At 28.1% G+C, this 25,753-nt stretch carries 35 protein-coding genes and 2 tRNA genes; 19 read left to right on the top strand and 18 right to left on the bottom strand.

Annotated features, from left to right (window positions below; all coding sequences use genetic code 11):
* Positions 1-113: 113 nt before the first annotated feature.
* The 5 genes from CAMP5060_RS01270 (at position 114) to CAMP5060_RS01250 (ending at position 1,571) form a co-directional block, all read left to right on the top strand.
* Entirely contained in the window at positions 114-392 is a 279-nt protein-coding gene (locus CAMP5060_RS01270) for a hypothetical protein (protein ID WP_337217758.1), read from the top strand.
* Between the two features lie 34 nt (positions 393-426).
* Complete coding sequence (locus tag CAMP5060_RS01265) at positions 427-555, top strand: hypothetical protein (protein WP_263672814.1); 129 nt, start codon at positions 427-429, stop codon at positions 553-555.
* A 424-nt stretch (positions 556-979) separates the two neighbouring features.
* Positions 980-1,183: a hypothetical protein gene (locus tag CAMP5060_RS01260; RefSeq protein WP_214115095.1), complete on the top strand. Its 204-nt coding sequence runs from the start codon at positions 980-982 to the stop codon at positions 1,181-1,183.
* Positions 1,183-1,428, top strand: coding sequence for a hypothetical protein (locus CAMP5060_RS01255; protein WP_263658864.1), 246 nt, complete (start codon positions 1,183-1,185; stop codon positions 1,426-1,428). The genes CAMP5060_RS01260 and CAMP5060_RS01255 overlap by 1 nt, the downstream gene beginning before the upstream one ends.
* Positions 1,425-1,571 (top strand): hypothetical protein, encoded by a 147-nt coding sequence (locus CAMP5060_RS01250; RefSeq protein WP_192860688.1) that lies wholly within the window; start codon positions 1,425-1,427, stop codon positions 1,569-1,571. The genes CAMP5060_RS01255 and CAMP5060_RS01250 overlap by 4 nt, the downstream gene beginning before the upstream one ends.
* Here the strand turns inward: CAMP5060_RS01250 and CAMP5060_RS01245 are convergent.
* Positions 1,564-1,761 carry a hypothetical protein gene (locus tag CAMP5060_RS01245; protein ID WP_087685550.1) on the bottom strand — a complete coding sequence of 66 codons (198 nt, stop codon included), beginning with the start codon at positions 1,759-1,761 and terminating at the stop codon, positions 1,564-1,566. The genes CAMP5060_RS01250 and CAMP5060_RS01245 overlap by 8 nt on opposite strands.
* Positions 1,762-1,903: 142 nt before the next feature.
* Between CAMP5060_RS01245 and CAMP5060_RS01240 the strand changes: the two genes are divergently transcribed.
* The 12 genes from CAMP5060_RS01240 (at position 1,904) to CAMP5060_RS01185 (ending at position 8,349) form a co-directional block, all read left to right on the top strand.
* Entirely contained in the window at positions 1,904-2,086 is a 183-nt protein-coding gene (locus CAMP5060_RS01240) for a hypothetical protein (RefSeq protein WP_087685549.1), read from the top strand.
* Entirely contained in the window at positions 2,083-2,850 is a 768-nt protein-coding gene (locus CAMP5060_RS01235; RefSeq protein WP_337217757.1) for a phage antirepressor, read from the top strand. Before CAMP5060_RS01240 ends, CAMP5060_RS01235 begins: the two co-directional genes overlap by 4 nt.
* Positions 2,840-3,700, top strand: coding sequence for a lambda-exonuclease family protein (locus tag CAMP5060_RS01230; protein ID WP_337217756.1), 861 nt, complete (start codon positions 2,840-2,842; stop codon positions 3,698-3,700). Before CAMP5060_RS01235 ends, CAMP5060_RS01230 begins: the two co-directional genes overlap by 11 nt.
* Before the next feature lies 1 nt (position 3,701).
* On the top strand, positions 3,702-4,418 hold the full coding sequence (locus CAMP5060_RS01225; RefSeq protein ID WP_074692789.1) for a hypothetical protein: 717 nt from the start codon (positions 3,702-3,704) through the stop codon (positions 4,416-4,418).
* A complete protein-coding gene (locus tag CAMP5060_RS01220; RefSeq protein ID WP_337217755.1) occupies positions 4,402-5,097 on the top strand; it encodes a hypothetical protein in 696 nt (231 codons plus the stop codon). Before CAMP5060_RS01225 ends, CAMP5060_RS01220 begins: the two co-directional genes overlap by 17 nt.
* 11 nt (positions 5,098-5,108) lie before the next feature.
* Positions 5,109-5,291 (top strand): hypothetical protein, encoded by a 183-nt coding sequence (locus tag CAMP5060_RS01215; RefSeq protein WP_047208132.1) that lies wholly within the window; start codon positions 5,109-5,111, stop codon positions 5,289-5,291.
* Positions 5,288-5,962, top strand: coding sequence for a hypothetical protein (locus tag CAMP5060_RS01210; RefSeq protein ID WP_337217754.1), 675 nt, complete (start codon positions 5,288-5,290; stop codon positions 5,960-5,962). Before CAMP5060_RS01215 ends, CAMP5060_RS01210 begins: the two co-directional genes overlap by 4 nt.
* A 269-nt stretch (positions 5,963-6,231) precedes the next feature.
* Entirely contained in the window at positions 6,232-6,450 is a 219-nt protein-coding gene (locus tag CAMP5060_RS01205; RefSeq protein WP_337217753.1) for a helix-turn-helix domain-containing protein, read from the top strand.
* A 115-nt stretch (positions 6,451-6,565) separates the two neighbouring features.
* A complete protein-coding gene (locus tag CAMP5060_RS01200) occupies positions 6,566-6,709 on the top strand; it encodes a hypothetical protein (protein WP_002873567.1) in 144 nt (47 codons plus the stop codon).
* A 93-nt stretch (positions 6,710-6,802) separates the two neighbouring features.
* Positions 6,803-7,489: an antA/AntB antirepressor family protein gene (locus CAMP5060_RS01195; protein WP_337217752.1), complete on the top strand. Its 687-nt coding sequence runs from the start codon at positions 6,803-6,805 to the stop codon at positions 7,487-7,489.
* Between the two features lie 10 nt (positions 7,490-7,499).
* Positions 7,500-8,159, top strand: coding sequence for a pentapeptide repeat-containing protein (locus CAMP5060_RS01190; RefSeq protein ID WP_337217751.1), 660 nt, complete (start codon positions 7,500-7,502; stop codon positions 8,157-8,159).
* Between the two features lie 10 nt (positions 8,160-8,169).
* Positions 8,170-8,349, top strand: coding sequence for a DNA-binding protein (locus CAMP5060_RS01185; RefSeq protein ID WP_039625719.1), 180 nt, complete (start codon positions 8,170-8,172; stop codon positions 8,347-8,349).
* Here the strand turns inward: CAMP5060_RS01185 and CAMP5060_RS01180 are convergent.
* From CAMP5060_RS01180 to CAMP5060_RS01165, 4 genes are all read right to left on the bottom strand, one after another.
* On the bottom strand, positions 8,342-9,553 hold the full coding sequence (locus CAMP5060_RS01180) for a tyrosine-type recombinase/integrase (RefSeq protein WP_337217750.1): 1,212 nt from the start codon (positions 9,551-9,553) through the stop codon (positions 8,342-8,344). The genes CAMP5060_RS01185 and CAMP5060_RS01180 overlap by 8 nt on opposite strands.
* A 180-nt stretch (positions 9,554-9,733) precedes the next feature.
* Positions 9,734-9,810, bottom strand: a tRNA-Arg gene (locus CAMP5060_RS01175).
* 42 nt (positions 9,811-9,852) lie between these two features.
* Positions 9,853-10,869, bottom strand: coding sequence for a fla regulon two-component system sensor histidine kinase FlgS (locus CAMP5060_RS01170; protein WP_337217749.1), 1,017 nt, complete (start codon positions 10,867-10,869; stop codon positions 9,853-9,855).
* 2 nt (positions 10,870-10,871) lie between these two features.
* Positions 10,872-11,723 (bottom strand): DUF234 domain-containing protein, encoded by an 852-nt coding sequence (locus CAMP5060_RS01165; protein ID WP_214100712.1) that lies wholly within the window; start codon positions 11,721-11,723, stop codon positions 10,872-10,874.
* Between the two features lie 58 nt (positions 11,724-11,781).
* On the opposite strand from CAMP5060_RS01165, the gene CAMP5060_RS01160 reads away from it, so the two are divergent.
* Positions 11,782-13,047 carry an aminotransferase class V-fold PLP-dependent enzyme gene (locus tag CAMP5060_RS01160; protein WP_261544863.1) on the top strand — a complete coding sequence of 422 codons (1,266 nt, stop codon included), beginning with the start codon at positions 11,782-11,784 and terminating at the stop codon, positions 13,045-13,047.
* A 1-nt stretch (position 13,048) separates the two neighbouring features.
* Here CAMP5060_RS01160 and CAMP5060_RS01155 read toward each other — a convergent pair whose 3' ends face one another.
* The 8 genes from CAMP5060_RS01155 to CAMP5060_RS01120 form a co-directional block, all read right to left on the bottom strand.
* Positions 13,049-13,807, bottom strand: coding sequence for a basic amino acid ABC transporter substrate-binding protein (locus CAMP5060_RS01155; RefSeq protein WP_337217748.1), 759 nt, complete (start codon positions 13,805-13,807; stop codon positions 13,049-13,051).
* Between the two features lies 1 nt (position 13,808).
* Positions 13,809-14,555, bottom strand: a complete 747-nt coding sequence (locus CAMP5060_RS01150; RefSeq protein ID WP_214126170.1) for a transporter substrate-binding domain-containing protein — start codon at positions 14,553-14,555, stop codon at positions 13,809-13,811.
* Between the two features lie 346 nt (positions 14,556-14,901).
* Complete coding sequence (gene argF / locus CAMP5060_RS01145) at positions 14,902-15,813, bottom strand: ornithine carbamoyltransferase (protein WP_214126169.1); 912 nt, start codon at positions 15,811-15,813, stop codon at positions 14,902-14,904.
* A 206-nt stretch (positions 15,814-16,019) separates the two neighbouring features.
* Positions 16,020-17,183, bottom strand: coding sequence for a putative lipid II flippase FtsW (gene ftsW, locus CAMP5060_RS01140; protein ID WP_087700527.1), 1,164 nt, complete (start codon positions 17,181-17,183; stop codon positions 16,020-16,022).
* 70 nt (positions 17,184-17,253) lie between these two features.
* On the bottom strand, positions 17,254-18,060 hold the full coding sequence (locus CAMP5060_RS01135) for an adenylosuccinate lyase (protein ID WP_087700526.1): 807 nt from the start codon (positions 18,058-18,060) through the stop codon (positions 17,254-17,256).
* A gap of 18 nt (positions 18,061-18,078) precedes the next feature.
* Complete coding sequence (locus tag CAMP5060_RS01130) at positions 18,079-18,798, bottom strand: arginyltransferase (RefSeq protein ID WP_214126166.1); 720 nt, start codon at positions 18,796-18,798, stop codon at positions 18,079-18,081.
* Positions 18,798-19,058: a hypothetical protein gene (locus CAMP5060_RS01125; protein WP_214126164.1), complete on the bottom strand. Its 261-nt coding sequence runs from the start codon at positions 19,056-19,058 to the stop codon at positions 18,798-18,800. Before CAMP5060_RS01125 ends, CAMP5060_RS01130 begins: the two co-directional genes overlap by 1 nt.
* Positions 19,055-20,497, bottom strand: a complete 1,443-nt coding sequence (locus CAMP5060_RS01120; RefSeq protein ID WP_039617956.1) for an acetyl-CoA carboxylase subunit A — start codon at positions 20,495-20,497, stop codon at positions 19,055-19,057. The genes CAMP5060_RS01125 and CAMP5060_RS01120 overlap by 4 nt, the downstream gene beginning before the upstream one ends.
* Positions 20,498-20,617: 120 nt before the next feature.
* On the opposite strand from CAMP5060_RS01120, the gene CAMP5060_RS01115 reads away from it, so the two are divergent.
* A tRNA-Arg gene (locus CAMP5060_RS01115) sits at positions 20,618-20,694 on the top strand.
* 1 nt (position 20,695) lies between these two features.
* Here CAMP5060_RS01115 and CAMP5060_RS01110 read toward each other — a convergent pair.
* The 5 genes from CAMP5060_RS01110 to folD all read right to left on the bottom strand — a co-directional run bounded on the left by CAMP5060_RS01110 (position 20,696) and on the right by folD (position 25,686).
* Positions 20,696-21,460, bottom strand: a complete 765-nt coding sequence (locus CAMP5060_RS01110) for a CorA family divalent cation transporter (RefSeq protein ID WP_087700523.1) — start codon at positions 21,458-21,460, stop codon at positions 20,696-20,698.
* Positions 21,454-22,575: a tRNA guanosine(34) transglycosylase Tgt gene (gene tgt, locus CAMP5060_RS01105; RefSeq protein ID WP_087700522.1), complete on the bottom strand. Its 1,122-nt coding sequence runs from the start codon at positions 22,573-22,575 to the stop codon at positions 21,454-21,456. Before tgt ends, CAMP5060_RS01110 begins: the two co-directional genes overlap by 7 nt.
* Positions 22,576-22,664: 89 nt before the next feature.
* Positions 22,665-23,831, bottom strand: a complete 1,167-nt coding sequence (locus CAMP5060_RS01100; RefSeq protein ID WP_214126163.1) for a pyridoxal phosphate-dependent aminotransferase — start codon at positions 23,829-23,831, stop codon at positions 22,665-22,667.
* 161 nt (positions 23,832-23,992) lie between these two features.
* On the bottom strand, positions 23,993-24,841 hold the full coding sequence (lepB, locus tag CAMP5060_RS01095; RefSeq protein WP_087700520.1) for a signal peptidase I: 849 nt from the start codon (positions 24,839-24,841) through the stop codon (positions 23,993-23,995).
* Positions 24,838-25,686, bottom strand: a complete 849-nt coding sequence (folD, locus tag CAMP5060_RS01090) for a bifunctional methylenetetrahydrofolate dehydrogenase/methenyltetrahydrofolate cyclohydrolase FolD (protein WP_337217747.1) — start codon at positions 25,684-25,686, stop codon at positions 24,838-24,840. The genes lepB and folD overlap by 4 nt, the downstream gene beginning before the upstream one ends.
* Between the last annotated feature and the right edge of the window lie 67 nt (positions 25,687-25,753).

Genomic DNA, 25,753 nt, shown 5'->3' with positions numbered 1-25,753 from the left:
ATTTTTTAAAATATGTAGATATACTACATATATTTAAGTTTATTTTAAATGTAGTTATACTACAATTTCTTCATCGAAACAAATGAAACCTAAGAAACAAAAAAGGATTTAAAATGTTAGATAGTTGCTACCTTGATTTAGAAAAAAGAGAAAGAGAAGCTGATACTCTAGCTAAAGAGCTTATGTATGATGAGAGTATGAGTGGTAAAAATCTTTTTTATCTTAAAGATTTGATAGAAGATTTTATAACAGATCTTGAGTGCAAATTGCAAGATTGGGAGTTTTCAACTTCTTTAGAAACTTACAGAGAAGAAGATGTTAACTTTAAGATTTGGGATTTAATATCCAAAGTAAAGGAAACGCAAAAAACTTTAAATGCTATTAAAGCTTAACAAAGTCTTTTACTAAAAAGACTTGATTAAGCTTTTGACTGCTTGGAAATTAAGCTTTACTATCGCGTTGATAGTTCTTATAGCAGAAGGGTTAGCAAGTTATCCAAAAACTTGGCTTAGCATAAATGTTTATAGTGCTATTTTATGTTTTCTTGCACTTTAAAAATGACAGAAAACTAAGGGTTTAAGAAAAATTTTGTATAATTATAAAGTTTAAGTTGCTAACTTATCTCGGTGTTGAGAAAGGAGGCTCTAAAATGTTAGATAAAACTTTAACAATTTTAATCTTAATCTTAGAGCTAATTAGAGAGCTTATAAAACTCTAATACTTTTTAACACAGATAAATTTTAACTAAATCCGCTTAGCATAAACTTAAACAATTATACAATACCGAGATTTGCGGATTTACTCGGCTTTCTTAAACCCTTTTTATACTCAAATGAGCGCAAAGATTTTTGTTTTGATTTTACATCACATTCATTAAGTTTTTTTCATTGCGATTACTCCTTAATTATAAACAATAAGACATATTTTTTCCTTTTTGCTTTGCGCTCTTTTGAGTATAAAGATTTTGAAAGGAATATCAATGAGAGCAGAAGTAATAAACAAAAAGGCATACGTTCGTTTTGATGATTATGCAAATGAAGTCAGCGAATATAAAAAGAAAATAGTTTTATTAGAAGAAAAACTAAAAGAAGCTAAAGACTTATTTAAAAGTGAAAATAAATTAAGAATGGCTATAGAAGTTGAAAACATTAAACTATTAAGCTTATTAACAAAGGAGCTTTGATGTTGTTATTTTTCAAAAAAGATGATGATTTAAAAATAAAGCTTTTCAAAGCCCAGCATCATATCAGGCTTAAAAACAAGGCAATCAATCAAAGCTTATTAGCTTTAGAAGAAAAAGAAAAAGAGCTTAGAAAACTTCACTCTTTTAAAATAAAAATACTTGATGAGTTAGGGCTTATAGCTATGGATAACGCTGAAGAATTAGCAATTAAAAAAATAAAAACACTAAAGGAGAAAACATTATGAAAAAACAAACAAAACCGCTAAGTATAAGAATTCCATTAGAATTAAAAGAAGAGTTACAAAAAATAGCAGATAAAGAATACCGCCCTTTAGCAACTCAAATAGTTAAAATTTTAAGCGATTATGTTAAAAATAAAACTAATTAGGGTAATCACCTTTTTGCCATAATGAATTTTCGCCTTCATAGGTATTAATATAATCTTCAATGATTTTTCTTATTTGTAAAGCCATAGGGCGATACTCAAGTTCGCATATATAGGCGAGTTTGTTTTTTGTTACAGTATCAAGCCTTACAGATATAATTTCAGATTTATTGTTTTTTTGCTTTTCTTGCATCGTCTTACCTTTTGTATTTTATTGTAATTCTAATAAAAAATATTTTTTTTGTAAAGCATACATTGTATTACTTGACAATACAAAAATAATTATATATAATTTTGGTATTCTTAAGAATACAAAAAAATACGAAAGGTTACAAATGAGTCAAGAAGATAAATTTTTAGAATGCTTAGAAAAAGCAACTGGTAGAAAAAGAAAGCTAGATAATTTTGAGGTTTTAGCTTTTGCTTTTGATTTATTTTGTTGTCTTGATAATTACATCCAAAATATTAAGGCTAGAGATGAAGAAATTTTAAAACTATTAAAAAGGAATGAAAAATGAACTTAGAAATTTTTAAAAAGGATAATTTAGAAGTTAGAGTAATAAAAGATGAAAATAATGAGCCTTTGTTTTGCTTAAGTGATGTTTGCAAAGCTTTGGAAATACAAAACTCAAGAGATGTCAAAGTGGCTATAAATAGGGAGTTTGAAGATGATGTAGATAATATCTACCCCATCCAAGATAGCTTAGGTAGAATACAAAATGCTATCTTTATTACAGAAGCTCAACTTTATTTTGTGATGAACAACAGCCGAAGTAAAAAAGCCAAACCTTTTAGAATGTGGGTTAATAAAGAAGTTTTACCTAGTATCAGAAAAAATGGAAGCTATGGCATAAAGCCTTTAACTCATAAAGAAGCTTTACTTTTAGGTTTGGAGCTTTTAGAGAAAAACGAAAAACTAGAATTAGAAAATGTAAATTTAAAAAACGAAGCCAAAGAAAACGCACCACTTATTCACTTTGCAAATCGTATAAAAAATACTAATGATGCTATTTTAATAAGAGATTTCGCAAAAATACTTTATGAAAAAAATAAAATTGAAATCGGAGAAAAAAGACTTTTTGCCTTTTTAAGAGACAATGGCTTTTTAATGAGTGATAACAAACCTTATCAAAAATGCATAGAGCAAGGACTTTTCAAAGTAAGTGAAACAACTATCAGCACAATAAATGGAGATAGATTAGTAAGCACGACAAAAATTACTGGCAAAGGACAAATCAAAATAACAAATTTACTATTAGAAAGGCTTAATCATGCAGTATAAAATCATAGAATTAGAACAAGGCTCTAAAGAATGGCTTGAGTTTAGAAAAGGAAAAATCACAGCTAGTATAGTCGCTTCTTGTATTGGTGAAAAAGGTGCTTTTTTAAGCAAAGAAAAGGCAAAAGAACTTATACAAGGACTTTTTGAGCCATATACCAATAAAGCTATGCAAAAAGGTAGAGAATATGAGGAATTAATCAGAGCAAAAATGGAATTTATGATAGGAAAAGATATAACTCCTATTGTTATTCAAAGCTTAGAAAATGAGCTTTTTATGGCTTCTTTAGATGGTATAGATGATGAAAAAACAATATACGAGTTTAAATACTCAACGAATAACGAAGAATACGAGCAAGTGTTAAAATTTAAAAAACCTAGCCCAAAATACTACGCTCAAGTCCAATTTCAACTTTTTGTAGGTGGTTTTGAAAAATGTGTTTTTGCAGTCTTAAATGAGAATGATGATTTGACTTATTGTGTAGTTAAAAGCGATAAGGAATATCAAGATTTTATGCTTAGAAAAATAGATGAGTTTATAAAAGATTATCTCGTTAATCAAAAAAGCGACTACAAAGAACTTGATGATGCTCATGCAAAAGAACTAGCCTTAGAAATAATTAGACTTGAAAGCACAATGAAGCCTATAAAAGAAAAACTAGAAGCTCTTAAAAAAGAATTTATAGAGTTAGCAAATGGCGAGAAAGTTAAATGCTTGGATATTAGTGTTTATCCGCAAAATAGAACAACGATTGATTATAAAGGCTTTTTAGATTTTACTAAATTAGAAATCCCAAAAGAATATATAAAACAAAGTACTTCAATGTGTTTAAAAATCAAAAAAGGAGCATAAAATGAGTGAATTAGTAGTAGCTGAAAAAACACAAAAAAATAATTTTAACTTTAATCCATATGAATTAGCACTAGTTAAAGGAGATTTATCAAAATTAAGTGATGAAGAAAGAACTTCTTATGTAAAAAGTATTTGCGATAGTTTAGGCATCAATATGTTAACTAAGCCTTTTGAGTACATTGAACTTAATGGCAAATTAACTCTTTATGCAACAAAAACAGCAACAGATCAGTTAAGACAAATCCATAAAGTATCTATCACTAAAACAGAAGCTAATCAAATTGGAGATATTTATATGGTTACGGTTTATGCTAGCACTCCAGATGGTAGAACAGATTGCGACACAGGAGCTTTAAATATTAAAAATTTGGGCGGAGATAACCTAGCAAATGCTTTAATGAAAGCCATAACTAAAGCTAAAAGGCGCGTTACTTTAAGTATTTGCGGTCTTGGAATGTTAGATGAGAGTGAATTAGATACTATCAAAGACTATAACAATACTAAAGCAACGCTAATAAAAGATGAAGCAAATGAGCTAAAAAAACTTGGGCTTGAACTAAGAAAAACCTTAGAGGATATGGGCTTAAATAAAGAAGAACAAAATGCATTTATCAAAAACAACAATATCTTTACAAGAGAGAAAATAAAAGAATTGTTAGATGATAAAAATAAAATATTCGAACTTAAACAAGGACTAAAAAATGATACCAACATTTAAAGCAAATTATGAAGTGGCAAATTATCAGCCACTACTTGAATATTTAAACGAAGGTGGTTTATATAGTGGCTATTTTAGAAAAATATTCTTATATGATACTATCGGCAACACAGGCCATACAAATACTTTTGTAAAATGTGAATTTGTATGCCAAAAACACAATAAATTAGCTGATTTTAATTTATTTATTGCAAAGAATGGAGATTTTACATACACAACTTCAAAAGGCGAAAAGGAAAGCTACTTAGGCTTTAGACAACTTAACGCAATAATGCTATTTTTAGGTATAGAAGAACTTGATCTTAGCAAAAAAACAAAAGCAAATATCTACGGAAAAGAAACAGAAGCTACAAGTCTTGATGAGCTAACAAATAAAACTTTGCTTTTGGGTTTTGACACAGAAGAGTTTTTAAATAAAAACAATCAACTTGAAAATAAAATAGTACTTAGTAGAATTTTTAACTCAAAATTACAAAGTCTTGATGAATTTAAAAACCAAAAAGAGCCAGTTGCATATAAAAACTTTAAAGCCAAACACAAAAAATTACCACAAGAGCAAAATGAGTTTCAAGCTCAAAGCATTTCATTTAATCCATATGCACAAAATTTTAATCAAAAACCTCAACAAATTCATACTTTAGATGCCACTTTAGAAGATGATGGTGAGCTTCCATTTTAAAGTAAGTAAAAATGTTAAAAGAAAAAATTAACACAGCCATAGAACACGCAAGAGCTTTGGCTTTAATTAACAAAGAATGCTTAGAGTTGATTGACTACATGGAAGAGTGTGATGAGGATGAATTAAGATCTAATTTAGATGACTTAAAAAAACTCTTGATAAAAGCAAAAGAATTATTGAAAGGCGAAAAATGACAAGAGAACAATTTAACGAAATCAAAGAAAGATTAGCTAAATATAGAGAAATAAGGCATTTAACCTATGAAAATCAACAAGCAGAGTTTTCAGTTAATGCTTTTGAAAAAGTTATCGAGTATTTTAGAGTTAATAATGATTCAGAAAGAGTAAAAGCACTTTGTGGTATTGCAGTATTTTGTTTTAATGCTTTTGATATGGATTATAATTATTACTACGAATTTATAAGCAGTAATGAGAATATAGAAATATATAAACTTACTGATGCGATTATTGAAGTTTGTTACAGAGAAATTAAAGAATTCTATGCAGAATCATATATACCTTTAATTATATCTTATTGCAGATTTTTAATTAAAAACTTAGGCTTTGACTTTTATAAATGTATGTTAGAAACAATAAAAGAAATAGAAAGTAAAAATATAGGCAATTACTGTGAATATGAAAATAAGTTTCATCAAATGCCTGGTGCTTATACTTTAGATGAGGCATATAAATTAGCATTTTATCGCGAATCAAATGAACCAAGTCTAAATGGAAAAACTAAACCTAAATTACACAAAGAAAATAACATAATGTGGACTTTTAAATACAAAAGTGCATTAGGTGGTGATATGGAATTAAATTTTATCAAATGGTACAAAGCTGATTATGAGGGTTGCAAGCTATGATTACAAAAACAATAAGATCTGCTTTAAATGCCCTCTCAAAAGCTTTTAATATTATTATCTCAATATTAGCTTTAACTTTTGCATTTCTTGGGATTTGTGCAATTATCATAGGATTATTTATTCTTGAAATTTTCTCAAAAGATAATCTTAAAAAATGTAAAAGGATGTTTAAATTAGATAAAACATACTAAAATCTTCAAATCTATAAACAAAGAAGTTGTTTATAAAATACTTTTTGATAAAATTATACAAATAAAAGAAAGGTTAAAATGACAGAAGAAAACATCGTTAAAAGAGTTTGTAAAGAATTGAATATTACTCAAGCCGAACTAGGAAGACAACTAGATGTCCCTGCTTCCACAATAAATACTTGGGCTAGTGGTAAAATTCCAAAAATGGCAGAAGTAGCATTAACTCTTATGCTAGAGAATAAACAACAAAAAGAAATACTAGAAGCAATTAAAAAAAGCAAGGGATTTTATAGGTAGGATTTAAAATCCGTCCTATATCAGTTTTATTTTTCTCATTTTTGAGAAAAATAAATAATAGGCTTTTCGATAATTTTATTGAAAAGTTTTAAATAAGAAAATGCAAAGGATAAGTATGGAAAATAAAAAACTACAAATAACTTTTAATGGTGAAATGCTAGAGATTATGGAAAAAATAGCACAATCTTTAGGAATGACAATAAATCAATATATAGTTTATGCAGTTACTAAAGATTTAGACAATAGATTAAATAAGTAATCCTTTTAGAATATAATATTAATCTATTAATATTCTTTTAAGCTTCTTTTTGGAATAATTTTAGAATACAAAAACAATCCAAAAGGAAGCTAAATGCAAACACAAATTCAAATCTACAATGATAAAACAATAGGTGCTGAAATAAATTCAGCTAATGCAAGAGAAATATTTTACTACCTAAATTCATTGCAAGATTATTCTAATTGGATTAAAAATCGTATCAGCCACTACAATTTCATTGAAAATCAAGACTACATTATAGAACTTGTTTATACAAAAGGTCGCCCACGCAAAGAATACTATGTAACCTTAGATATGGCAAAAGAACTTTGTATGGTTGAAAACAACGAAAAAGGCAGACAAGCAAGGCGTTATTTTATAGAATGTGAAAAACGCCTTAAAAACCTCGAAAAAGAACAAATGCAAAAACTAGCTTTTAGACAGAGCTTAGGTTACAAATCTCAACTAGCACAGCAAAAGCTAAAGTATGAAAATGAGATTAAAGCTTTAAAGTATGATTTAGAACATAAAAACGAGCTAAGCTTTAAAAGAAGACTTAATCAAAAAGAACTACTTGAGCTTAGAAAAATACTTGCTCGTGATTATAACATTCTTTGTATGAAAGAGTGGGAGTTTAGTTTATTTGCAGAAAAAATAGGAAAAAATGAAGTTTTTGAAGCTATCTTAAAAAGGCTAGAAAACAAATTATACTACTATAAAAACTACGATGATATAGAAAAATTTTATTCAAAACACCCATTCTTTAAAAAACAATTCTAAAGGAAATAAAATGGCTACAATTTATGACAAAAATGGAAATATTATTATAGAAAAAACTGAATTTAGTTTGAGCGAACTACTTGATTTTTGTAGAAAGCAAAAAATATCTTTAAAAAATGCTAATTTTAAAGAGCAAAATTTAACAGGCGTAGATTTTAATAGTTTAGATCTAATCGGGGCTGATTTCACTAATGCCATTTTACAATGTTGCGATTTTCAATCAAGCATTATATCAAATGCTGTTTTTACAAATGCTGTTTTAAAAAACGCTTATATGCAAGATGTAATTGCAAATGAAACTAATTTTAAAAATTGCTCACTACAAAACATTTTTTCAAATTCTGCTAGATTTATAGATTGTGATTTTAGCGGGGCTGATTTAAGAGAAAACAATTTCTTAAAAACAAGAATTACAAATCCATTTTTTAAAAATACTTTAATTTCAAATACCATAGGAGATATGAAAAACATATGCTCATTACAAGTAGAAAAATTTTCCATATCCTTTAATTCTCAAGATATAGCCATAGGTTGCAAACAAGAAAGCATATCATGGTGGAAAAATGTAAAAAATGAAGAGTTAAACGATAGTCGTGAAGATTATACGCAAGTATGGAATGCATACAAAGACATTTTATTTAAAATCATCAATATAAAATACAATATTTAAAGGAAACCCCATGTCAAATATAGAATTTTTAACACCAAAGCAAGTAGAGCAAATGTATGGATTAAACCCTTTACAACAATTTAGAGCAAGAAGCAATGGCATGCCACACTACAAGATTGATGTTAAAACAATCAGGTACAAAAAAACAGAACTAGATCATTGGTTTAAATCTAAAAAAGTTATCATTTAAAATCAAATGGACACAAAGAATTTAAGTATTCGCCATACCAATTCATAAGCTGTTTTCTTAAATCAATGGCCTTACTTCTATTATAAGCTCTTTCAACTTCACTTCCATTTACATGGTGCAATATCATCTCAGCGATATCTTTGCCTATGCCAAGTTTTATAAGCTCGTTGCTTTTTTCTGTACATATACTCCTAAAAGTACTTCTAAATCCATGTATTGTATGTTTCAAATCATACATTTTGAAAAACTTGCTTGCAAAGTTATCGCTAATGCATTTATCAAAATTAAAAAACACATATTCTTTGTTTACATTAAACATCTTTTGTATTTGTAATATTTTTAATGCATATTCATTCAATGGGATAATATTTTCACCATTGCTTTTTACCTTCATATCTTCAGCTTGTATAACCCAAAGATTATTATCAAAATCTATCTCACTCCATTTAGCAAATCGTATATTTTTGCTTCTTTGCGCTGTCAAAAGCGTAAAATAAATTGCATTTATAATATTCACATTAACCCTAGCTCTTTGCCTATACTCTTTCATACATTCAAGCATAAACTTAACTTCTTTTTCTTCTACTAAAGCCTTAAAATGCTTCACATTGCAATCATCATTAATTAATCTATAGTACTTTTGTAAATCTTTTAAATCTGCAATAATGTTAGTTTTTAATTCTCCTCTTTGTCTTGCGAGTTCTAAAATCCTGCAAATAAAAGCAATACTTTTATTTAAAGTTGAATAAATATTTTTTGAATTCATATGATCATAAATAGGAAGAAAGTCTTTCTTTTCTAGCAAATTAATAGGCTTTTCTCCTAGCATAGGCTGTATGTATTTTACAAAAGTCCCCTGTTCCTTTTTTATAGTAAAATATGAAAGTTTTTTTCCTATAGTTTCCATATAGTGATCATTTGCCATATTTAATGTAAATTTTTTATTCTTATTATCGATAAAATCCCCGCTTCTTAATTGTTGCAAAATCTTAATCGCTTCCTTTCTAGCTTCTGCAAGACTTAACAATCCTTTTCTAAACTCTCCTATGGTTATATATTTTTTTAATTTTTGCTCTCTAAGTTGAAAAACTTTTCTACCTGTAGGATGAATTTTTAAATAAAGCTCTTTTGGCTCACCGAGCGGAACTAAGTATTGTTTTTCCTTTATTTCTAATGCTTCTATATCACTTTGAGAGAGTGCCATTTTCGCCCCTTTATACCCAAAAAATACCAAAAATATACCCAATATCTATAAAAATAACGATGGGTATAAAATGGGTATTGAAATTATATCAAATAAATGAAATAAAAGAAATAAATAAAATACTACAAATACCTAAAAATAGATGTTTAAAGAAATGTAAGAAATATATTTAAATAATAATGGTGTCCCCAGCAAGGTTTGAACTTGCGACCTCAGAATTAGGAATTCTGCGCTCTATCCAGCTGAGCTATGAGGACAAATATTTTTATTATTTTAAGAAAAAATTTATTTTATAGAGCTTAAAATTTAAGCTCTATAAAAAAACATTTTGGATTTTCATTAAAACCTAAAACCCCATTATGCGCATCAATAATTTGTTTTGATAAAGAAAGGCCCAAGCCATTACCTTTTAACTTAGTTGTTTTAAAAGCTTCAAAGACCATTTTTTTATCTTTAATGCTTACTCCATTATCATAAACCTTGATAAAAACTCTATCTTCTTTTTGCTCACATTTAACTTTTATACAACCATCATCATTTTCGCTTTCTTCAATAGCATCTATGGCATTATAAAGCAAATTTTGCAAAACTAAAGCAAGCAAAGATTTATCTGCATTGATTTTTAAATCCAAAAATTCAAATTTAAAATCAATATTAGCTAGATAATTATAAGCTCCAATAGCTTGTTCGCATTCATCTTGTAATTCTTTTAAATTAAACTCATTTAAATTAACATGAACTCCTTTTGTAAAAAGCAGGGTAGAATTTACAATACGCTCTACTCTTGAAATTGCTTTTTGAATTTCTAAAACTATATGCTTATTTTTCAACTCACTTCTTTCAAACAAAGTAGAACTTAACAAAGAAATAGAACCTATAGGATTGCGTATTTCATGCGCTAGGTGTGCTGCAACTGTTCCCATACTAGCTAATCTTTCATTTCTTTTCTCATCACTAATATCTGTTGCATTCACTATCAGTTTATCAGTATGGGAGGTGATTTTGATTAAATAAAACTTATGATCAAACTCAAGCTCATAATGTGTTTTATCAAGATCAATGCATTCTAAAAACTTTGGCTTTTGTGTAGCTAGATTATTTTGCAAAATAATATTTTTATTCGCGTCTAAAATCCATAAAGCCATAGGTAAAACCTCTATAATCTCACTTACCATTTGTCTTAACGCAGTATAGTTTTCATTAAGTTGTTTGTATTCATTTTCTATAACATAGGTTTGCTCTATTAAGGCTTTTAATCCTTGTTGTAAGTTTTCTTTTTCACTAGAATCTAAACTTTTTAAAATATTCTCATCCACACTTAATCCTTAATTAAAAATTGAAAATCTTCTAAAGTATATAAAAGCAAATTACGCTCCTTATTTGAAATAAGCTCTTTGCTAAAACCACTCTTTGAAAAAAGTACATATAAATTAGGCTGAATTTGCAACTGTTTTGCTTTGCTTTTTAAAATATTTAAAACATTTTTACATATTTTTCTCTCTTTAAATTTAACTTCACCTAAAACACAAAAATTGTTTTCATGATAATACAAGTCTATCTCATGGTAATAATTCCAAAAACTATACACTTGACCCACTTTAAGTTTTTTTGCCAAAAATTCTTTACATAAAAGTTCAAAAGTAAAACTTTGGTATTTTTCTAAATTTTCTTGGATAAATTCTATTAATTCATTATATTTTTTTATCACAATTAAATTAAGTTTAGGATATATAAAATAAAAGAAAAATCTTAATCCTTGATTTTTAAAAATTACCTTATCTTGTATATTATAAGAGCGTAATTCTTTTTTAATTTTTTGTCTTTTGTTTTTTATGATTGGCTTTTCTTGACTTTTTTCTAAGATCAAAATATTTCTTTCTAAAAGTTTATTAATAAGTCCTAGAGCCTGGAAATGCGGAATAGATTTATTAATAGAATAGCGTTTTCTATCGTTTTTACTTAAAACACTCAAAGCTTTTAAAGCATTCTCATCTAAATTTAAAGAAGCTAAAATATCAAAGGCTTTCAAAATAAAAACATTTAAGATATTTTCATATAAACTTAATTTTAAATCAAATTCAAACTCATCAAAAATACTATAAAAATCAAAAATACTTTCAAGCTCCAAAGTTTCGCAGCGTTTTGAAAAATCACCAAATTTTATAATCACATCCTTAAAATAAATATTTTGTATGTTATAATTTTAACAAAAAATTAGAGGATTTTTTTTGGATATTGAAAAACTAAAACAAGATATTATTTTAAAAAAAGGAATATATTATTTTGATTTTACAGCTAGTGCTTTAGCATTAAAAAGCATAGAAAAAGAAATTAAAAAAATTCTTACTACCTATGCAAATACACATTCAGATAGCTCTTTAAATTCTTTTATTACACAACAACATTATGAAAATGCAAGAAGAAATTTAAAAAAATATCTTGAATTAGATGATAGCTTTGCTCTTATAGCTTGCGGAAGTGGGTCTTCAGCAGCTATAAAAAAATTTCAAGAACTTTTAGGTCTATACATACCACCACTTATTAAAGAAAAATATTTTAAAAATACAAACAAAAATACCTTACCTTTGGTTATAGTTGGACCCTATGAGCACCATTCTAATGAACTTTCATTTAGAGAAGCTTTATGTGAATGTGTTCGAGTGCCCTTAGATAAAAATGGAGAATTAGATTTTAATTTTTTAGAAAAATTATTACAAAAATCAAAAAACAGACAAATCATAGCAAGTTTTAACGCAGCTTCTAATGTTACAGGAATTTTAAGTGATTATAAAAAAATCTATACTTTAATCAAACAGCACAACGGTATAGTTGCTTTTGATATTTCCACTTTAGCTCCTTATGCTAATTTAGATCCTAAATTTTATGATGCAGTGTTTATTAGCTCTCATAAACTACTTGGGGGTGTAGGATCTTGTGGCTTACTTGTTATCAAAAAAAATCTATGCGGCAATACCCCTAGCTTTGCAGCAGGTGGGACTGTAGGTTATGTTTCAAGAACCTCTCAGCAATATTTATGTGAAGTTGAAAATTTAGAAGAAGGTGGCACACCAGGTATCATTCAGCTTATTAGAGCAAGTTTAGCTTTTAAAGTACGCAATGAAATGGGTTTAAAAAATATAGAAAAAAAAGAAAAAGAACTTTGTGAATATTTTTTCAAACAATGCGCAAATTTTCCAAAAATGATCTTATATGCAAAAAATATCACTCATAGATTGCCTATTTTTGCTTTTAATATAGAAGGAATTTCTCCTTTTGATTTAGCTTACAAATTAAGCAAAACCTATAAGATAGAAACAAGAGCTGGTTGTGCTTGTGCTGGACCTTATGGACATGATTTGCTAAATTTAAAAGATAATCAAGAATTAAAATCTAAACCAGGATGGCTAAGAGCGAGTTTTCATTATACGCACACAAAAGAAGATATAGAGTATTTTTTTAAAGCCTTGAAAGCAAGTATCAAGGCTTTAAGTTAAATTATTGCAAATCGTATTTTTCTACGATTTTTTGATAAGTACCATCAGCTTTAACTTTTTCTAAACCTGCATTGATTTTTTGAACAAGTTCAGTTTGCTTTCCTTTATCAAAAGCCACACAAAATCCTGAACTTCCATCATTTTCTTCTAAAAATGCCTCCAACTCTTCGTTGGTTTTTAAATAACCTTTGCCAATATCTTTATCTGTTAAAACCGCATCAACTTTACCAGCTTTTAAAGCCAAAATCGCGGCTAACATTTCTTCACTAGCCACTACTTGAACGTTTGGAATAGCCTTAGCAGCACCTTCTTGAATAGTTCCAAGTTGAACACCTATTTTTTTACCTTCTAAACTTTGCTTACCACTAATACTAGAATTTGTTTTTAATTTTAAATATAAATTTTTAGTATTAAAATAAGTATCACTAAAATCCATACTTGTTAATCTTTGAGGAGTTGAACTCATAGCAGAAGCTATCATATCAATCTTTCCAGCTTTTAAAGCAGGAATTAAACCATCAAAACTCATATTTACCCATTCAAGTTTTAAATTTTCTCTTTTTGCTATCTCTTCTAATAAATCAACATCAAAGCCGGTAATTTTTGCATCTTTAATAAAATCAAAAGGAGGATAATTTGCTGCTATACCTACTTTATAAACCTTTTCACCAGAAGCACTAGCTTGATTTTTATCGCTTGAACAAGCACCTAAAGCTAATATACCAAATAACACTAAAACAACATATAGTATTTTTTTCATTTTAATCCTTTAAATTATATTTAACTAGAAGTTTCTCCAAAGTCCCATCTTTTTTCATTTCTTCTAAATGTTGATTAACTTTAGAGATTAAATCTTTAAATTCATTTTTTCTAAATGCTATACCAAAACCATCGCTTCCATCATCTTCCTCATAAAAAGCTATTATATTGGGATACTGCTTTAAAAAATTCATTGCACTAGCCTTATCGGTTACCACGACGTCATTTTTTTTAACATCCAAGCTTAAAAAACAATTTAATATATTCTCGCTAGCAATTACTTTTGCATTTAGAATTTGCTTCGCTGCATTTTCTTGAATAGAACCCAGCAACACACAAATATTTTTTGATTTTAAATCATCTTTTTGTGAAAAATCATTATCTTTGTGTTTTAAATATACATTTTTATCTTTGAAATATGAAATACTAAAATCTACATTTTGCGCTCTTTGAGGGGTAATTCCCATAGAAGAAATAGCAAGATCAATTTTTCGACCCATTAAAGCAGGAATGAGTGCATCATAACTCATATTTACAAACTCTATTTTAAAATTAACTCTTTTTGCAAGCTCTTTGATAATATCTATATCAAAACCATTAAGTTTCCCATCTTGCATAAATTCATACGGAGGATAGCTTGCCTCTACACCAACTTTTAAAATTTCATTCTGATTATCAGCTTGTTTTGAACAAGCACCTAAAACTAATAAACTAAATAACGTTAAAACAACATATAATTTTTTTTTCATTTTATCTCCTAAAGATTAAATTAATAAAAAGTTACATTGTGTTTAAACGCCTATATTTTTTCATTGATGCTCCTTTTTGTAAATTATGTTTGAAATTATATCAAAAAAAACTTATTTGTAAAGATTTTATTATTATCTGTTTTTTTGATATTTCTGTACATACTTCCCAATAATTCATTTACATTGAATTTTATTTACATCTACATGAAATAAAATATATATTATTAATTACGATTTATTCGGCTTTATTTAGTTATTTACTTATTGAAAAATAATACCTTATAATCTCTATTATAATTAGCAGTTTTACATTATGCTTGTTTTAGTTTTAGATATTAACTTAAAGCTATAATTTCATATTTAAAAAACAAAGCAATGCTTTAACTACATAAAGACGATTTACGGCCTCTTCAAAAATTACTTTTGAATGTTTTTCAAAAACAATTTCACTAACTTCAAAGCCTCTATATGCTGGTAAGCAATGAAGTAAAATAGCATTACTATTTGCATATTTCATTGCATTATCATCAATGATAAAACCACTAAAATCTTTTAATTTAATTTCTTTTTCTTTTTCTTCGCCCATAGAAATCCAAGTATCAGTAACAACAACGTCTTTATTTTTCAAAGCATCAAATTTGTTGTGAAATAAAGAGATTTTTGCTCCTGAAGTTTTTGATTTTTCTACAACAAACTCCCAAACATGAGTATTGATATTGTAATTATATGGTATAGCTACACTCATTTCATATCCTAAAATTGCAGAAGCTATTAACCAAGAATTGCATATATTATTACTATCTCCTACAAAAGCAATTTTTACATTATTATCTTTTTCTTTACCCCATTCTTTTATGGTTAACAAATCTCCTAAAATTTGTGTTGGATGATAAAATTCACTTAAAGCATTAATAACTGGGGCTCTAGAATATTTTGCAAATTCCACTAAACTATCATGATTTTTTACCCTCATCACAACAAAATTAACCATAGAACCAATAACCCTAGCTGTATCTTTAATAGGTTCACCTCTACCGAGCTGCAAATCATTACTATTCAAAAATATAGCTTTTCCACCAAGTTCTGTAATTGCAAGCTCAAAGGCCATTCTAGTACGTGTAGAATTTTTTTCAAAAATCATTGCTAAGGTTTTATCATGCAATAGTTTTTTTGGATTTGCTTTAAGTTCAATAGCGTGATCAATAATAGCTAAAATATCCTCTTTAGTAAAATCCATTAATGTTAAAAAATGCTTCATTTTTATTACCTAGTTTTTTATTTAATATAAAAACATTATATGGTATAATTTTATTTATAAAAACTCTATAAAACTCAACCATATTAAAATCTTACAATGACAAAATTACAATCTTTGTTTAATCTAATATTTTAAATATGGGTAAATTTATATAAATATACCATTTTTATAAACTATTGCTTATTATCGTAATTAAAAAATAATATTTATATTTTTACCTTTTTACTAATCATCAAAACATAACCTATTCCAAGACAAATAGACCACATAGAACTACCACCATAACTTAAAAGTGGCACCGCAACTCCTTTTAATGGAGTTAAAGAGATAATTCCAAAAGCATTCATAAAGAATGAAAATAATAATAATAAAGCCACACCTGAACAAAATAAAAAATGTACTTTATTTTCACAACGCCCAGCAATCCTAAAAATCCTGAGTATTATCATTAAATAAATTACACATACAATACTTAAACCAAACAAACCTATTTCCTCAGTAATCCCTGATAAAACAAAATCTGTATGCACTTCACTTAAAAATCCTAGTTTAAAAGTTCCAAGCCCCAATCCTTCTCCAAAAATTCCACCATGTGCTATGGCATTTAAGCTGTGTGAAATTTGATAGGGTTCTGAATTATGACTTACCCTTAAAACTTTTGCTAACCAATCAGGAAAAAAAGGCAAAAAAGCATCTTGGATATTTCCCCACCAAGCAGAAATACGCTGAATTCTTCTTTGATTACTTAAAATTACCAAAACCCCAATCATTCCAACAATAACTACACCAAAAGCAAAAAGTCTTTTACTAGCTCCTGCAAAAAAAGCTAAAGCAAAAACCAAGAAAAAAGAAATAACGCTTTGTCCTAAATCATTTTGCGTCATATAAATATAACCAATAACAAAAGCAGCTAAAATAAAATAAGGGATTAAGATTAAAACCTCATGCTTGATCGCCTTTTTACTATCATCAATCCTTCTTGTATAAGACCAAGCAAGAAAATAAATCAATCCTATTTTAAAAAATTCAACAGGCGAAATAGATAAGGGGCCAAGTCTAATCCATCTTTTAGCACCACCTGCTGCAGTAGCTAAAAAAGTTGGTAAAAAAGGTAGAATAAGAATACACAAAAAAGCAATTATCAAAACACCTATCATTAAATAATGCATTGTCTTATTATCAGGATTTAATCTTGATACAAAATAAATAATTGCTATACCACTAAGTCCAAAAAAAAGCTGTCTAATAAAAAAATGAAATTCACTATATTCTAAATAAAGCACAGTAAAAGCACTTAATGAATATGAGAAAAGTATTCCTATGGTTATTAAAATACAACTTAAAAAAAATAATTGTTTATCAGCAACCAATATTATTCCCTAAATTTTTATAAAAAATTAATTTTAATAAATTGCAACTTAAAATGATGTTATTTTAATATCAAGTATTATTTTTATATAAAGATTTTAAACTCTCATAAGCAAGCTGAATTTTCTCAAATTCTTCACGGCAATAAGCTTGCTCGATCTTACTTTTACCTTGATGACGATCAGGATGATAAATTTTTACTAAATTGAGATAATTTTGTCTAATAGTAGCAAAATCATCACTAGAATTACACCCTAAGGTTTGAAAATAATTTTCAAAAAGCTTTGCTAGGGCATTAAATTTCCAATTAGTATTAGCTTTGTTTTTCATTTTATTTCTAAATTCTAAAAGCTGAGTTTCATGAATCGTAAAATCAACACAATATTTCAAGTGCTCGTTTACACTAGCTAAAATTTCTAAAAGATTTAAAGTATTATCATCTTTGTATTCTACTGAAAAAATACAATTTTTTTCATCATACACGCTTTTATGATCTTTAAAATACTGCTCTAAATATACAGCAAATAATTTTTCATTCGAACTTAGTGTGATTAAAATATTTTTTTGTGCAAAGCCTATTTTGGCAAAGATTACAGGCTTTAAAGTATTTGCTTGAGCAAGGTTTAACTTAAAGGTTTTATAGTGTGCAAAAGCAAGATTATCAATTTGATTTCCAGTATTTTTTTTATATTTGTGATTAACAAGTTTTAAAAAATATCTTCTTTGGGGAATTTCATTTTCTACAAAAAAAGACAAGGTTTTATTTTTATTACCTATAACTTTGGAAAAATTTTTACGGATAAGATCTTGAAAATATTTAAACATTAAAAAATCATCAGTATTAACACTAACTGATTCTAAAGTTTGCACTACTTGCATAAAATCCTCTCTATAAACCTAACTCCACAAAAATGCTTGCTCGTTTAAAGCACTAGTGTGTTTTAAAATTTCATTTGGACTATAATCGGCTTTATACGCTAAAGATTGACACCCTTTTACAAAATATCCCAAATAAATATATTTTAATTTTTTTAATTGTGCAAGTTTAATTTCTGTTAAAAGTGAATATTTCCCAAGACTTAGATGTGAAAAATCAGGGTCATAAAAACAATATATACTAGAAATTCCATCTTCTAAAATATCAATCAAATCAACACAAACTAACTTATTATCCATATAAAAATCAAGCTCATATCCAAAAGTACCCGCATTATCTACATAAAGATTATAATATTTCCTGAAATTTAGATCATAAATTTTCCAATTTCTCTTATCTTTTTGATAATGGTGGTATTTTTCATATAATAATAAATGCTCATCACTTAAAGAAGGTTTTTGTAAGATTATTTTAGTGGCTGTATTTTTTTTCAAAACCCTACGATAATTTTTGCTAAAATGAAAATTTTCTACTAAAATACGCAAATTTTGACATTCATTGCAATCATTACATATTGGTCTTGAAAAATACGAGCCAAAGCGACGCCAACCTCTTGAAACTAATTCTTGATTTTGTGTTTTTGTGATAAAAGATATATAATTATACTCATTTCTACAATATCTATTTTCAAGATAAGGACATTCTTCTTCTAAAGTACAAAAACCAATAATATTATTCATTAGATCTTTTTAATATCGCTATTTTTTACAAATTCCATAAATTCATTAGCTAAACGCTCTTCTTTTAAAAACATATCTTCAAATTCCTGCTCTTGTTTTTTATCTTCATTTTGCTTAGCTAAATCTTTTTGCATAGTATCTAAGTCAATATTTTTCATACTAACTCCACTTTTACTTACTTTAACTTTTTCTTTTTTTGTTTGACCTTGTTCTTTTTGGAGTGCTTTTTTTATATCTTTTAATTCATCTAAAAAACTCATGATTGCCTACTTTCTTTTATTTTTTGTAAGGCTGCAGCTATAGCAGCAATTACTTCTTCTTTATTTTCTTGGTGTCTATCTTCTGTCTTTTCCAAAAGCTCTTCCATATGTGTTTCTATGAAAGAAGTATCAAAATACCCTCTTCTAAATTCTCTTATTTTAGTAATTGCAATCAAAAATGGCACAGTTGTTCTAATATCATCAATCACAAATTCTTTCAAAGCTCTCTCAAGCCTATTAACTGCACTATCATAACTTGAACCCTTAACAATTAATTTTGCAAGTAAAGAATCATAATAAGGTGGCACAGTATAGTCTTTATACAAATGACTATCCACTCTTACAGATGGCCCTAAAGCTGGAAAATATTCTGTGATTTTGCCTGGACTTGGAATGAAATTTTTCCATACATTTTCTGCTGTAATCCTAGCTTCTATAGCAAAGCCTCTTGGTTTTATATCGCTTTGTTCAAGATCTAAAATTTCTCCATTTGCTATACGAATTTGTCTTGTGATAAGATCAATTCCTGTGATTTCTTCAGTAATTGGGTGTTCTACTTGAATTCTTGTATTCATTTCCATAAAATAAAATCTATTATAATCATCAAGCAAAAACTCAACCGTCCCAACATTCGTATAACCCACTGCTTTTGCAGCAGCTACTGCAGTAACCCCTATGGTTTTTCTTAGTTTTTCTGAGATACTTGGACAAGGCGCTATTTCAATTATTTTTTGGTGTCTTCTTTGTATTGAGCAATCTCTTTCACAAAGATGAATGATATTGCCATAATTATCTGCTAAAATTTGAAATTCGATATGCCTTGGATTGATAACATATTTTTCCATAAAAACTTCATCATTTTTAAAAAAGCTTAGTGCTTCTCTTTTGCATGCTTCAAAAGATTTTTCTAAATCCTCTTCTTTATGCACTACGCGTATACCCCTACCGCCACCGCCACCACTAGCTTTCAAAATTACAGGATAACCTATTTTTAAAGCTTGGAGTTTGATTTCCTCTAATGTACAATGATTTAATTTTTCGGTGCCTGGAACTACAGGAATTCCATTTTTTTTCATTAAATATCTTGCTATATTTTTATTTCCCATCTTACGGATAACATCTGATTTTGGTCCTATAAAGATAATCCCTGCTTCTTCACACTCTTTTGCAAATTCATAATTTTCACTTAAAAAGCCATATCCAGGATGTATAGCATCAGCTCCACAAGCTTTGGCAATTTCAACTATTCTTTTACCATCCAAATACCCTCTTATAGCATCAGTTCCTATTCTATATGCTTCATCAGCAACTTTTACATGTAAACACTCATGATCAGGTTCAGTATAAACAGCAACACTTTTTATATGTAAATCTCTACAAGCACGGATTACCCTTACTGCAATCTCACCTCTATTGGCTATTAAAATCTTATGTATCATTACTTTGCCTTAAGCTAAAATATTATTCAAAGAAGATTAGCATAAAAATATAAAAATTCTATAAAATTACTTGTTTTTGCTAATTTTAAGAATTTTTTGATAAAATTACTCTTTTATTTTGCGCCCATAGCTCAGCTGGATAGAGCATTTGATTGCGGTTCAAAAGGTCAGAGGTTCGAATCCTCTTGGGCGTACCACTCATTTCTTTTTCTTTTTTACAGAAAATTCATCTAAATCCAACTCTTTTTTATCTTTAAATTGATACCATAAAAATAAAATAAAAAATATAACTAAAATTGTGGTCAAAATATAATAAGTTCCATATTCATTCTCAGATAAAAATAAATTTTTAGTATTCATACCAAAAAAACCAACAATTAAATTTAAAGGTAAAAAAATCGCAGAAATAATACTCAAAAAATAAATGTTTTTATTGATTTTTTCACTTCTTGCAGTATTAATATAAGTATATATTCCTTCTAATCTTGCAATGTTGTCTTTTATGCTTCTTTCTAAAATTGCTAAATTTAAAATAATTGTTTTTAAATTTTTCTTTATAAAGTGTTGTTTACTGTGACATATTTTACAAGCTTCAAGTACAGATGAAACAATCTTAGAACTTTTACCAAGCTTAACTTTTAATATAAAATATTTGGTTAAAAAATTCTTGACTTTTTTATTTTCCAAAATCAACTCTTCTCTTTTTTCTATAGAGAGATTAATAGTATTGTTTTTTTCTTTTTCATTTTGCAAAATTTCTTTTAATATGGCTATAAATTCTGCATTAGAAAATAAAATCAAATTTTCATCTTTGTATTCAAAAATTTGATTATCTTTAAAAATAAAAATATTTCTAGAATTTTTAGCAATATCTAACATAAAAACATCAAATTCATCAAACTCATAATAAGCATTTGATATATTAATATTATTAATAATTTGCTTTAAAGTATCATTTAACATATTCTTTGCCTATAAAATTCTTTTCTAAAATTTTCAAATTCATCTTTGATAATAGCTTCACGCATTTGCTTTACCAAATTTAGATAGTAATGCAAATTATGAATACTTGCAAGTCTAAAAAAGGTTAATTCTTTAGCTTTAAATAAATGATTCAAATAAGCTCTTGAAAAGTTTTTACATGTATAACAAGAACATTTATTATCTATAGGGGCATGATCAGTGATAAATTCTGCCTTTTTGATATTAAATTTTCCAAAGCTAGTAAACAAAGTTCCATTTCTTGCATTTCTTGTTGGCATCACACAATCAAACATATCCACACCCCTTGCTACATTTTCTACTAAATCTTCAGGTGTGCCAACTCCCATTAAATATCTAGGACGATTATTATCTACATAAGGCATCATAGCTTCAACCGTATCATACATAGCCTCATTTTCCTCTCCTACACTTAATCCACCTATAGCCAAACCATCAAAATCCATCTCACAAAGTGCTTGAGAACAAATTCTTCTAGCTTCAAAATCCGTTCCACCTTGGATAATACCAAAGATATTTTGCCCTATTCCTATACCTTGACTTTGCTTTAATTTATGATAATCAATAGCCTCTTTTGCCCATTTTATAGTGCGTTTTAAAGAAAGCTCTATCCTTTCTTTGCTTGCAGGTAAAGCCACTAAATCATCTAAAATCATCATAATGTCTGAATTAAAATCATACTGTGCATCTAAAACACTTTGTGGAGTAAAATAATGCAAACTTCCATCAATATGACTTTTAAACTGAATTCCTTTTTCATCAGGTTTTGAATTTTTACTTAAAGAAAAAGCTTGAAAACCCCCACTATCTGTTAAAAAAGAACCATTAAATTTACTAAAACCATGCAAGCCACCCATTTGTTTAATCACCTTAGATCCTGGTCTTAAATACAAATGATAAGTATTTGCTAAAATAATTTTTGCATTTAAAATTTCGCTCATATCAACAGCATCTAAGCTTTTAATCGCAGCCAAAGTTCCAACGGGCATAAAAATAGGAGTTAAAATTTCACTATGTGTAGTTTTTATGCGACAAGCTCTAGCATTTGCACTTTTATATTGAACTTCAAATTCCATTGATTTTCCTATATTTTTTGCATAATCATACCAAAGACTTGCTTATAAGTTTTTTTGAAAGAAAGCCTGTTTTTAACAGGCTTAAGAAATTAGTAGTTTTTTACAAATTCAACGATCTTTTCACAACCTTCAATGATATCTTTTTCATTAGTTGCATAAGAAAGTCTAAAATACCCTTCCATACCAAAACCTATGCCTGGCACTAAAGCTACTTTTTGCTCTTCTAATAATCTTTTACAAAATCTCATAGAATCACTATCAACTTCTTTACAAGAGATAAATAAATAAAAAGCTCCTTGTGGAATTTGTTCTAATTTTAACTTATCGCTTTTAGCTAAAATTTCACACGCTAATTCTCTACGCTTTAAAAAAGCTTGTCTCATCATTTCAATATCACTATCTGCTTTTCCAAGTAAGGCTGGTAAAGCTGCGTGTTGAATGATTGAGCAGATATTTGAAGTGCTTTGTCCTTGTAATTTTTTAACAGCATTGTTAAACTCACTCATTTTGCTTGCCATATAACCAAAACGCCATCCTGGCATAGCACCGCATTTACTAAGACCATTAATACTTACAGTTCTATTTAAAGCATCTTCGCTCACTTGCGCAAAAGCACAAAATTCTCCATCATAAACTAATTTTTCATAAATCTCATCACTTAAAACTACGATTTTAGTTCCTTCTAAAACCTTAGCTAAAGCAGTAATTTCTTCTTTAGAATATATAGCACCCGTAGGATTTGATGGGGAATTAAACATCAAAACCTTTGTTTTTGAAGTAATAGCTTGTTTTAATTGCTCAGGAGTAATTTTAAAGCCATTTTTTGCTTCACCTTCTATAAATACAGGAGTTCCACCTGCAAATTTCACCATTTCAGGATAACTCACCCAATAAGGACTTGGTATGATAACCTCATCACCTTCTTCAACCAAACACTCAATCGCCATAAATAAAGAATGCTTAGCACCAACATTGGTAATGATTTCACTTGCTTTATATTCTAAATTATTATCATTTTTAAATTTATATTGTATAGCTTCTATAACTTCTTTTATACCCACAACTGGCGTATAAGCCCCGCAACCTTTTTCAATAGCTTCAATTGCTGCTTTTTTGATGATTTCTGGAGTATCAAAATCAGGCTCACCTGCTGAAAAACTAATAACTTTTTCACCATTTGCTTTTAAAGTTTTGGCTATATCAGTCATTACTAAAGTTAAGGATTCTCCTAAATTTTGAGATCTTTGACTTAGCATTTTTTATCCTTTATTTTGCTTTGATTTTTATTTGTGTTAATTGTTACAACTTGGAGCTTAAAAAAATCTACGAATAAAATTAAGAGCGTATATTTTTATAAATTTGTGTAGAAACTATACATTTTCTACACATAAGAATTTTATATTGTTTCTTTGAGTAATTATTCTAAAGCTTCTATGTCGCTTTCATTATGATGAATAAAACGTTCATCTTTTTCTATAGTTTCAACCAAACGCCCTACTCTTTCCCATCTAACTTTTTTATTTTCATCCCATGAAAAATAAATAAACCAAGGTTGACCAACTATATATTTATAATCTACACTTCCCCAAAATCTACTATCACTAGAATGATCACGGTTATCACCCATCATAAAATACTCATTTTCAGGTACTTTATAATAATAAGCATTAAAACCATAAATATTATTAGTACCTAATTCATCAAAAGAAGCGGGCTTCATAGCAAATTGACCCAAATTTAAATAGCGAAAAAACACACTTTCTATATCCACTCTAGAGTCATAATGTATTCCTTTTTCCACAAAAGGTTCTTTTACAAAAAGTCTTCCACCTATAATTTTTGTTTTATTAGGATAATAATCTTTCATATATTCATCACCCTCAACCATACGCACATATAAGGTTTTATTTGCAAAAACAACCTCATCTCCGCCCTTAGCCACGCATCTTTTTACATAATGAATTTTTGGCTCATGTGGATATCTAAATACTACAATATCCCCTCTTTTAGGACCTTCAGCGCTTACTAAATGTCCATTTTTATTAAAATCAGGCAAAACAGGCACTTCTATCCAAGGAATATGCGGAGTTGGAATACCATAAGAGAATTTTTTTACAAATAAAAAATCCCCTACTAATAAAGTATTTTTCATAGAACCGCTTGGTATGGTAAAAGCTTGTATAAAGAAAAATATAATCAATAAAACAACTATTAAAGTTCCTGTCCAAGATTGCGTGAATTTATAAATTTTTTTCAAAAAATTCATTTTTTAATCCTATTTTTAGCTGATTTTATAGTATTTTCTAAAAGCATTGCTATAGTCATAGGCCCTACCCCACCTGGCACAGGGGTAATATAACTAGCTTTTTTACTTACATTTTCAAAATCAACATCACCTACTATTTTTCCATTAACTCTATTAATCCCTACATCAACTACTATCGCACCCTCTTTAACCATATCTTCTTTTAAAAGATTTGGACAACCCGCTGCTACGATGATAATATCAGCATTTTTTGTATAAGCTTTTAAATCTTTTGTATAAATATGACAAATACTCACACTAGCATTAGCGTTTAATAAAAGCGTCGCCATAGGACGACCTACTATATTAGAAGCTCCTATTACAACTACATCAGCACCTTCTAATTTTATATCATAACGCTCTAAAATTTTCATAACACCCAAAGGTGTACATGGCAAAAAACCGCCTTTTAAATTTAAATTTAAATTCCCAACATTAAAAGGATGGAAACCATCTACATCTTTATTAAAATTAATACTTTCTAAGATTATATCTTTATTAATATGCGCTGGCAATGGAAGCTGAACCAAAATTCCATCAACACTATCATCATGATTTAAGGTATTAATCAAAGCTAGCAGCTCATTTTGGGTTGTATTTACATCAAGTCTATAAACCAAAGACTTAATCCCACATTGTTCGCAAGCCTTTGCTTTAGAACCCACATAAGTAGCGCTAGCAGGATCTTCACCTACTAAAATCACAGCCAAACAAGGCTCTATACTTTGGGTTTTGAGTTCTAATACTTCTTGTTTTAGATTATTTTTTATCTCATCACTTAGCTTTTTACCATCTAAAAGTGTCATTTCTTTCCTTAAATTTATAGCTTTCTTTAACTTAAAAAATTGTATCATAATAAAACTTCTTTTTTTG

This window comes from Campylobacter sp. 1569 (assembly GCF_024723675.1).
GTDB lineage: Bacteria > Campylobacterota > Campylobacteria > Campylobacterales > Campylobacteraceae > Campylobacter_D > Campylobacter_D jejuni_C.
The sequence above is the reverse complement of the archived record's forward strand: the minus strand, read 5'-3'. Positions and strand labels throughout refer to the sequence as shown.

Excerpts from the sequence above, each read along its gene's own strand:
- CAMP5060_RS01235 (WP_337217757.1), top strand. The coding sequence starts at position 2,083 with ATGAACTTAGAAATTTTTAAAAAGGATAATTTAGAAGTTAGAGTAATA.
- CAMP5060_RS01190 (WP_337217751.1), top strand. The coding sequence starts at position 7,500 with ATGGCTACAATTTATGACAAAAATGGAAATATTATTATAGAAAAAACT.
- argF (WP_214126169.1), bottom strand. The coding sequence starts at position 15,813 with ATGAAGCATTTTTTAACATTAATGGATTTTACTAAAGAGGATATTTTA.
- CAMP5060_RS01195 (WP_337217752.1), top strand. The coding sequence starts at position 6,803 with ATGCAAACACAAATTCAAATCTACAATGATAAAACAATAGGTGCTGAA.
- CAMP5060_RS01210 (WP_337217754.1), top strand. The coding sequence starts at position 5,288 with ATGACAAGAGAACAATTTAACGAAATCAAAGAAAGATTAGCTAAATAT.
- CAMP5060_RS01230 (WP_337217756.1), top strand. The coding sequence starts at position 2,840 with ATGCAGTATAAAATCATAGAATTAGAACAAGGCTCTAAAGAATGGCTT.
- CAMP5060_RS01185 (WP_039625719.1), top strand. The coding sequence starts at position 8,170 with ATGTCAAATATAGAATTTTTAACACCAAAGCAAGTAGAGCAAATGTAT.
- CAMP5060_RS01130 (WP_214126166.1), bottom strand. The coding sequence starts at position 18,798 with ATGAATAATATTATTGGTTTTTGTACTTTAGAAGAAGAATGTCCTTAT.
- CAMP5060_RS01100 (WP_214126163.1), bottom strand. The coding sequence starts at position 23,831 with ATGCTAAGTCAAAGATCTCAAAATTTAGGAGAATCCTTAACTTTAGTA.
- CAMP5060_RS01125 (WP_214126164.1), bottom strand. The coding sequence starts at position 19,058 with ATGAGTTTTTTAGATGAATTAAAAGATATAAAAAAAGCACTCCAAAAA.
- CAMP5060_RS01245 (WP_087685550.1), bottom strand. The coding sequence starts at position 1,761 with ATGCAAGAAAAGCAAAAAAACAATAAATCTGAAATTATATCTGTAAGG.
- folD (WP_337217747.1), bottom strand. The coding sequence starts at position 25,686 with ATGACACTTTTAGATGGTAAAAAGCTAAGTGATGAGATAAAAAATAAT.
- CAMP5060_RS01250 (WP_192860688.1), top strand. The coding sequence starts at position 1,425 with ATGAAAAAACAAACAAAACCGCTAAGTATAAGAATTCCATTAGAATTA.
- CAMP5060_RS01200 (WP_002873567.1), top strand. The coding sequence starts at position 6,566 with ATGGAAAATAAAAAACTACAAATAACTTTTAATGGTGAAATGCTAGAG.
- CAMP5060_RS01180 (WP_337217750.1), bottom strand. The coding sequence starts at position 9,553 with ATGGCACTCTCTCAAAGTGATATAGAAGCATTAGAAATAAAGGAAAAA.
- CAMP5060_RS01135 (WP_087700526.1), bottom strand. The coding sequence starts at position 18,060 with ATGCAAGTAGTGCAAACTTTAGAATCAGTTAGTGTTAATACTGATGAT.
- CAMP5060_RS01240 (WP_087685549.1), top strand. The coding sequence starts at position 1,904 with ATGAGTCAAGAAGATAAATTTTTAGAATGCTTAGAAAAAGCAACTGGT.
- CAMP5060_RS01150 (WP_214126170.1), bottom strand. The coding sequence starts at position 14,555 with ATGAAAAAAAAATTATATGTTGTTTTAACGTTATTTAGTTTATTAGTT.
- CAMP5060_RS01155 (WP_337217748.1), bottom strand. The coding sequence starts at position 13,807 with ATGAAAAAAATACTATATGTTGTTTTAGTGTTATTTGGTATATTAGCT.
- CAMP5060_RS01225 (WP_074692789.1), top strand. The coding sequence starts at position 3,702 with ATGAGTGAATTAGTAGTAGCTGAAAAAACACAAAAAAATAATTTTAAC.
- CAMP5060_RS01215 (WP_047208132.1), top strand. The coding sequence starts at position 5,109 with ATGTTAAAAGAAAAAATTAACACAGCCATAGAACACGCAAGAGCTTTG.
- CAMP5060_RS01260 (WP_214115095.1), top strand. The coding sequence starts at position 980 with ATGAGAGCAGAAGTAATAAACAAAAAGGCATACGTTCGTTTTGATGAT.
- CAMP5060_RS01270 (WP_337217758.1), top strand. The coding sequence starts at position 114 with ATGTTAGATAGTTGCTACCTTGATTTAGAAAAAAGAGAAAGAGAAGCT.
- CAMP5060_RS01220 (WP_337217755.1), top strand. The coding sequence starts at position 4,402 with ATGATACCAACATTTAAAGCAAATTATGAAGTGGCAAATTATCAGCCA.
- CAMP5060_RS01110 (WP_087700523.1), bottom strand. The coding sequence starts at position 21,460 with ATGTTAAATGATACTTTAAAGCAAATTATTAATAATATTAATATATCA.
- tgt (WP_087700522.1), bottom strand. The coding sequence starts at position 22,575 with ATGGAATTTGAAGTTCAATATAAAAGTGCAAATGCTAGAGCTTGTCGC.
- CAMP5060_RS01205 (WP_337217753.1), top strand. The coding sequence starts at position 6,232 with ATGACAGAAGAAAACATCGTTAAAAGAGTTTGTAAAGAATTGAATATT.
- lepB (WP_087700520.1), bottom strand. The coding sequence starts at position 24,841 with ATGAATTTTTTGAAAAAAATTTATAAATTCACGCAATCTTGGACAGGA.
- CAMP5060_RS01255 (WP_263658864.1), top strand. The coding sequence starts at position 1,183 with ATGTTGTTATTTTTCAAAAAAGATGATGATTTAAAAATAAAGCTTTTC.
- CAMP5060_RS01120 (WP_039617956.1), bottom strand. The coding sequence starts at position 20,497 with ATGATACATAAGATTTTAATAGCCAATAGAGGTGAGATTGCAGTAAGG.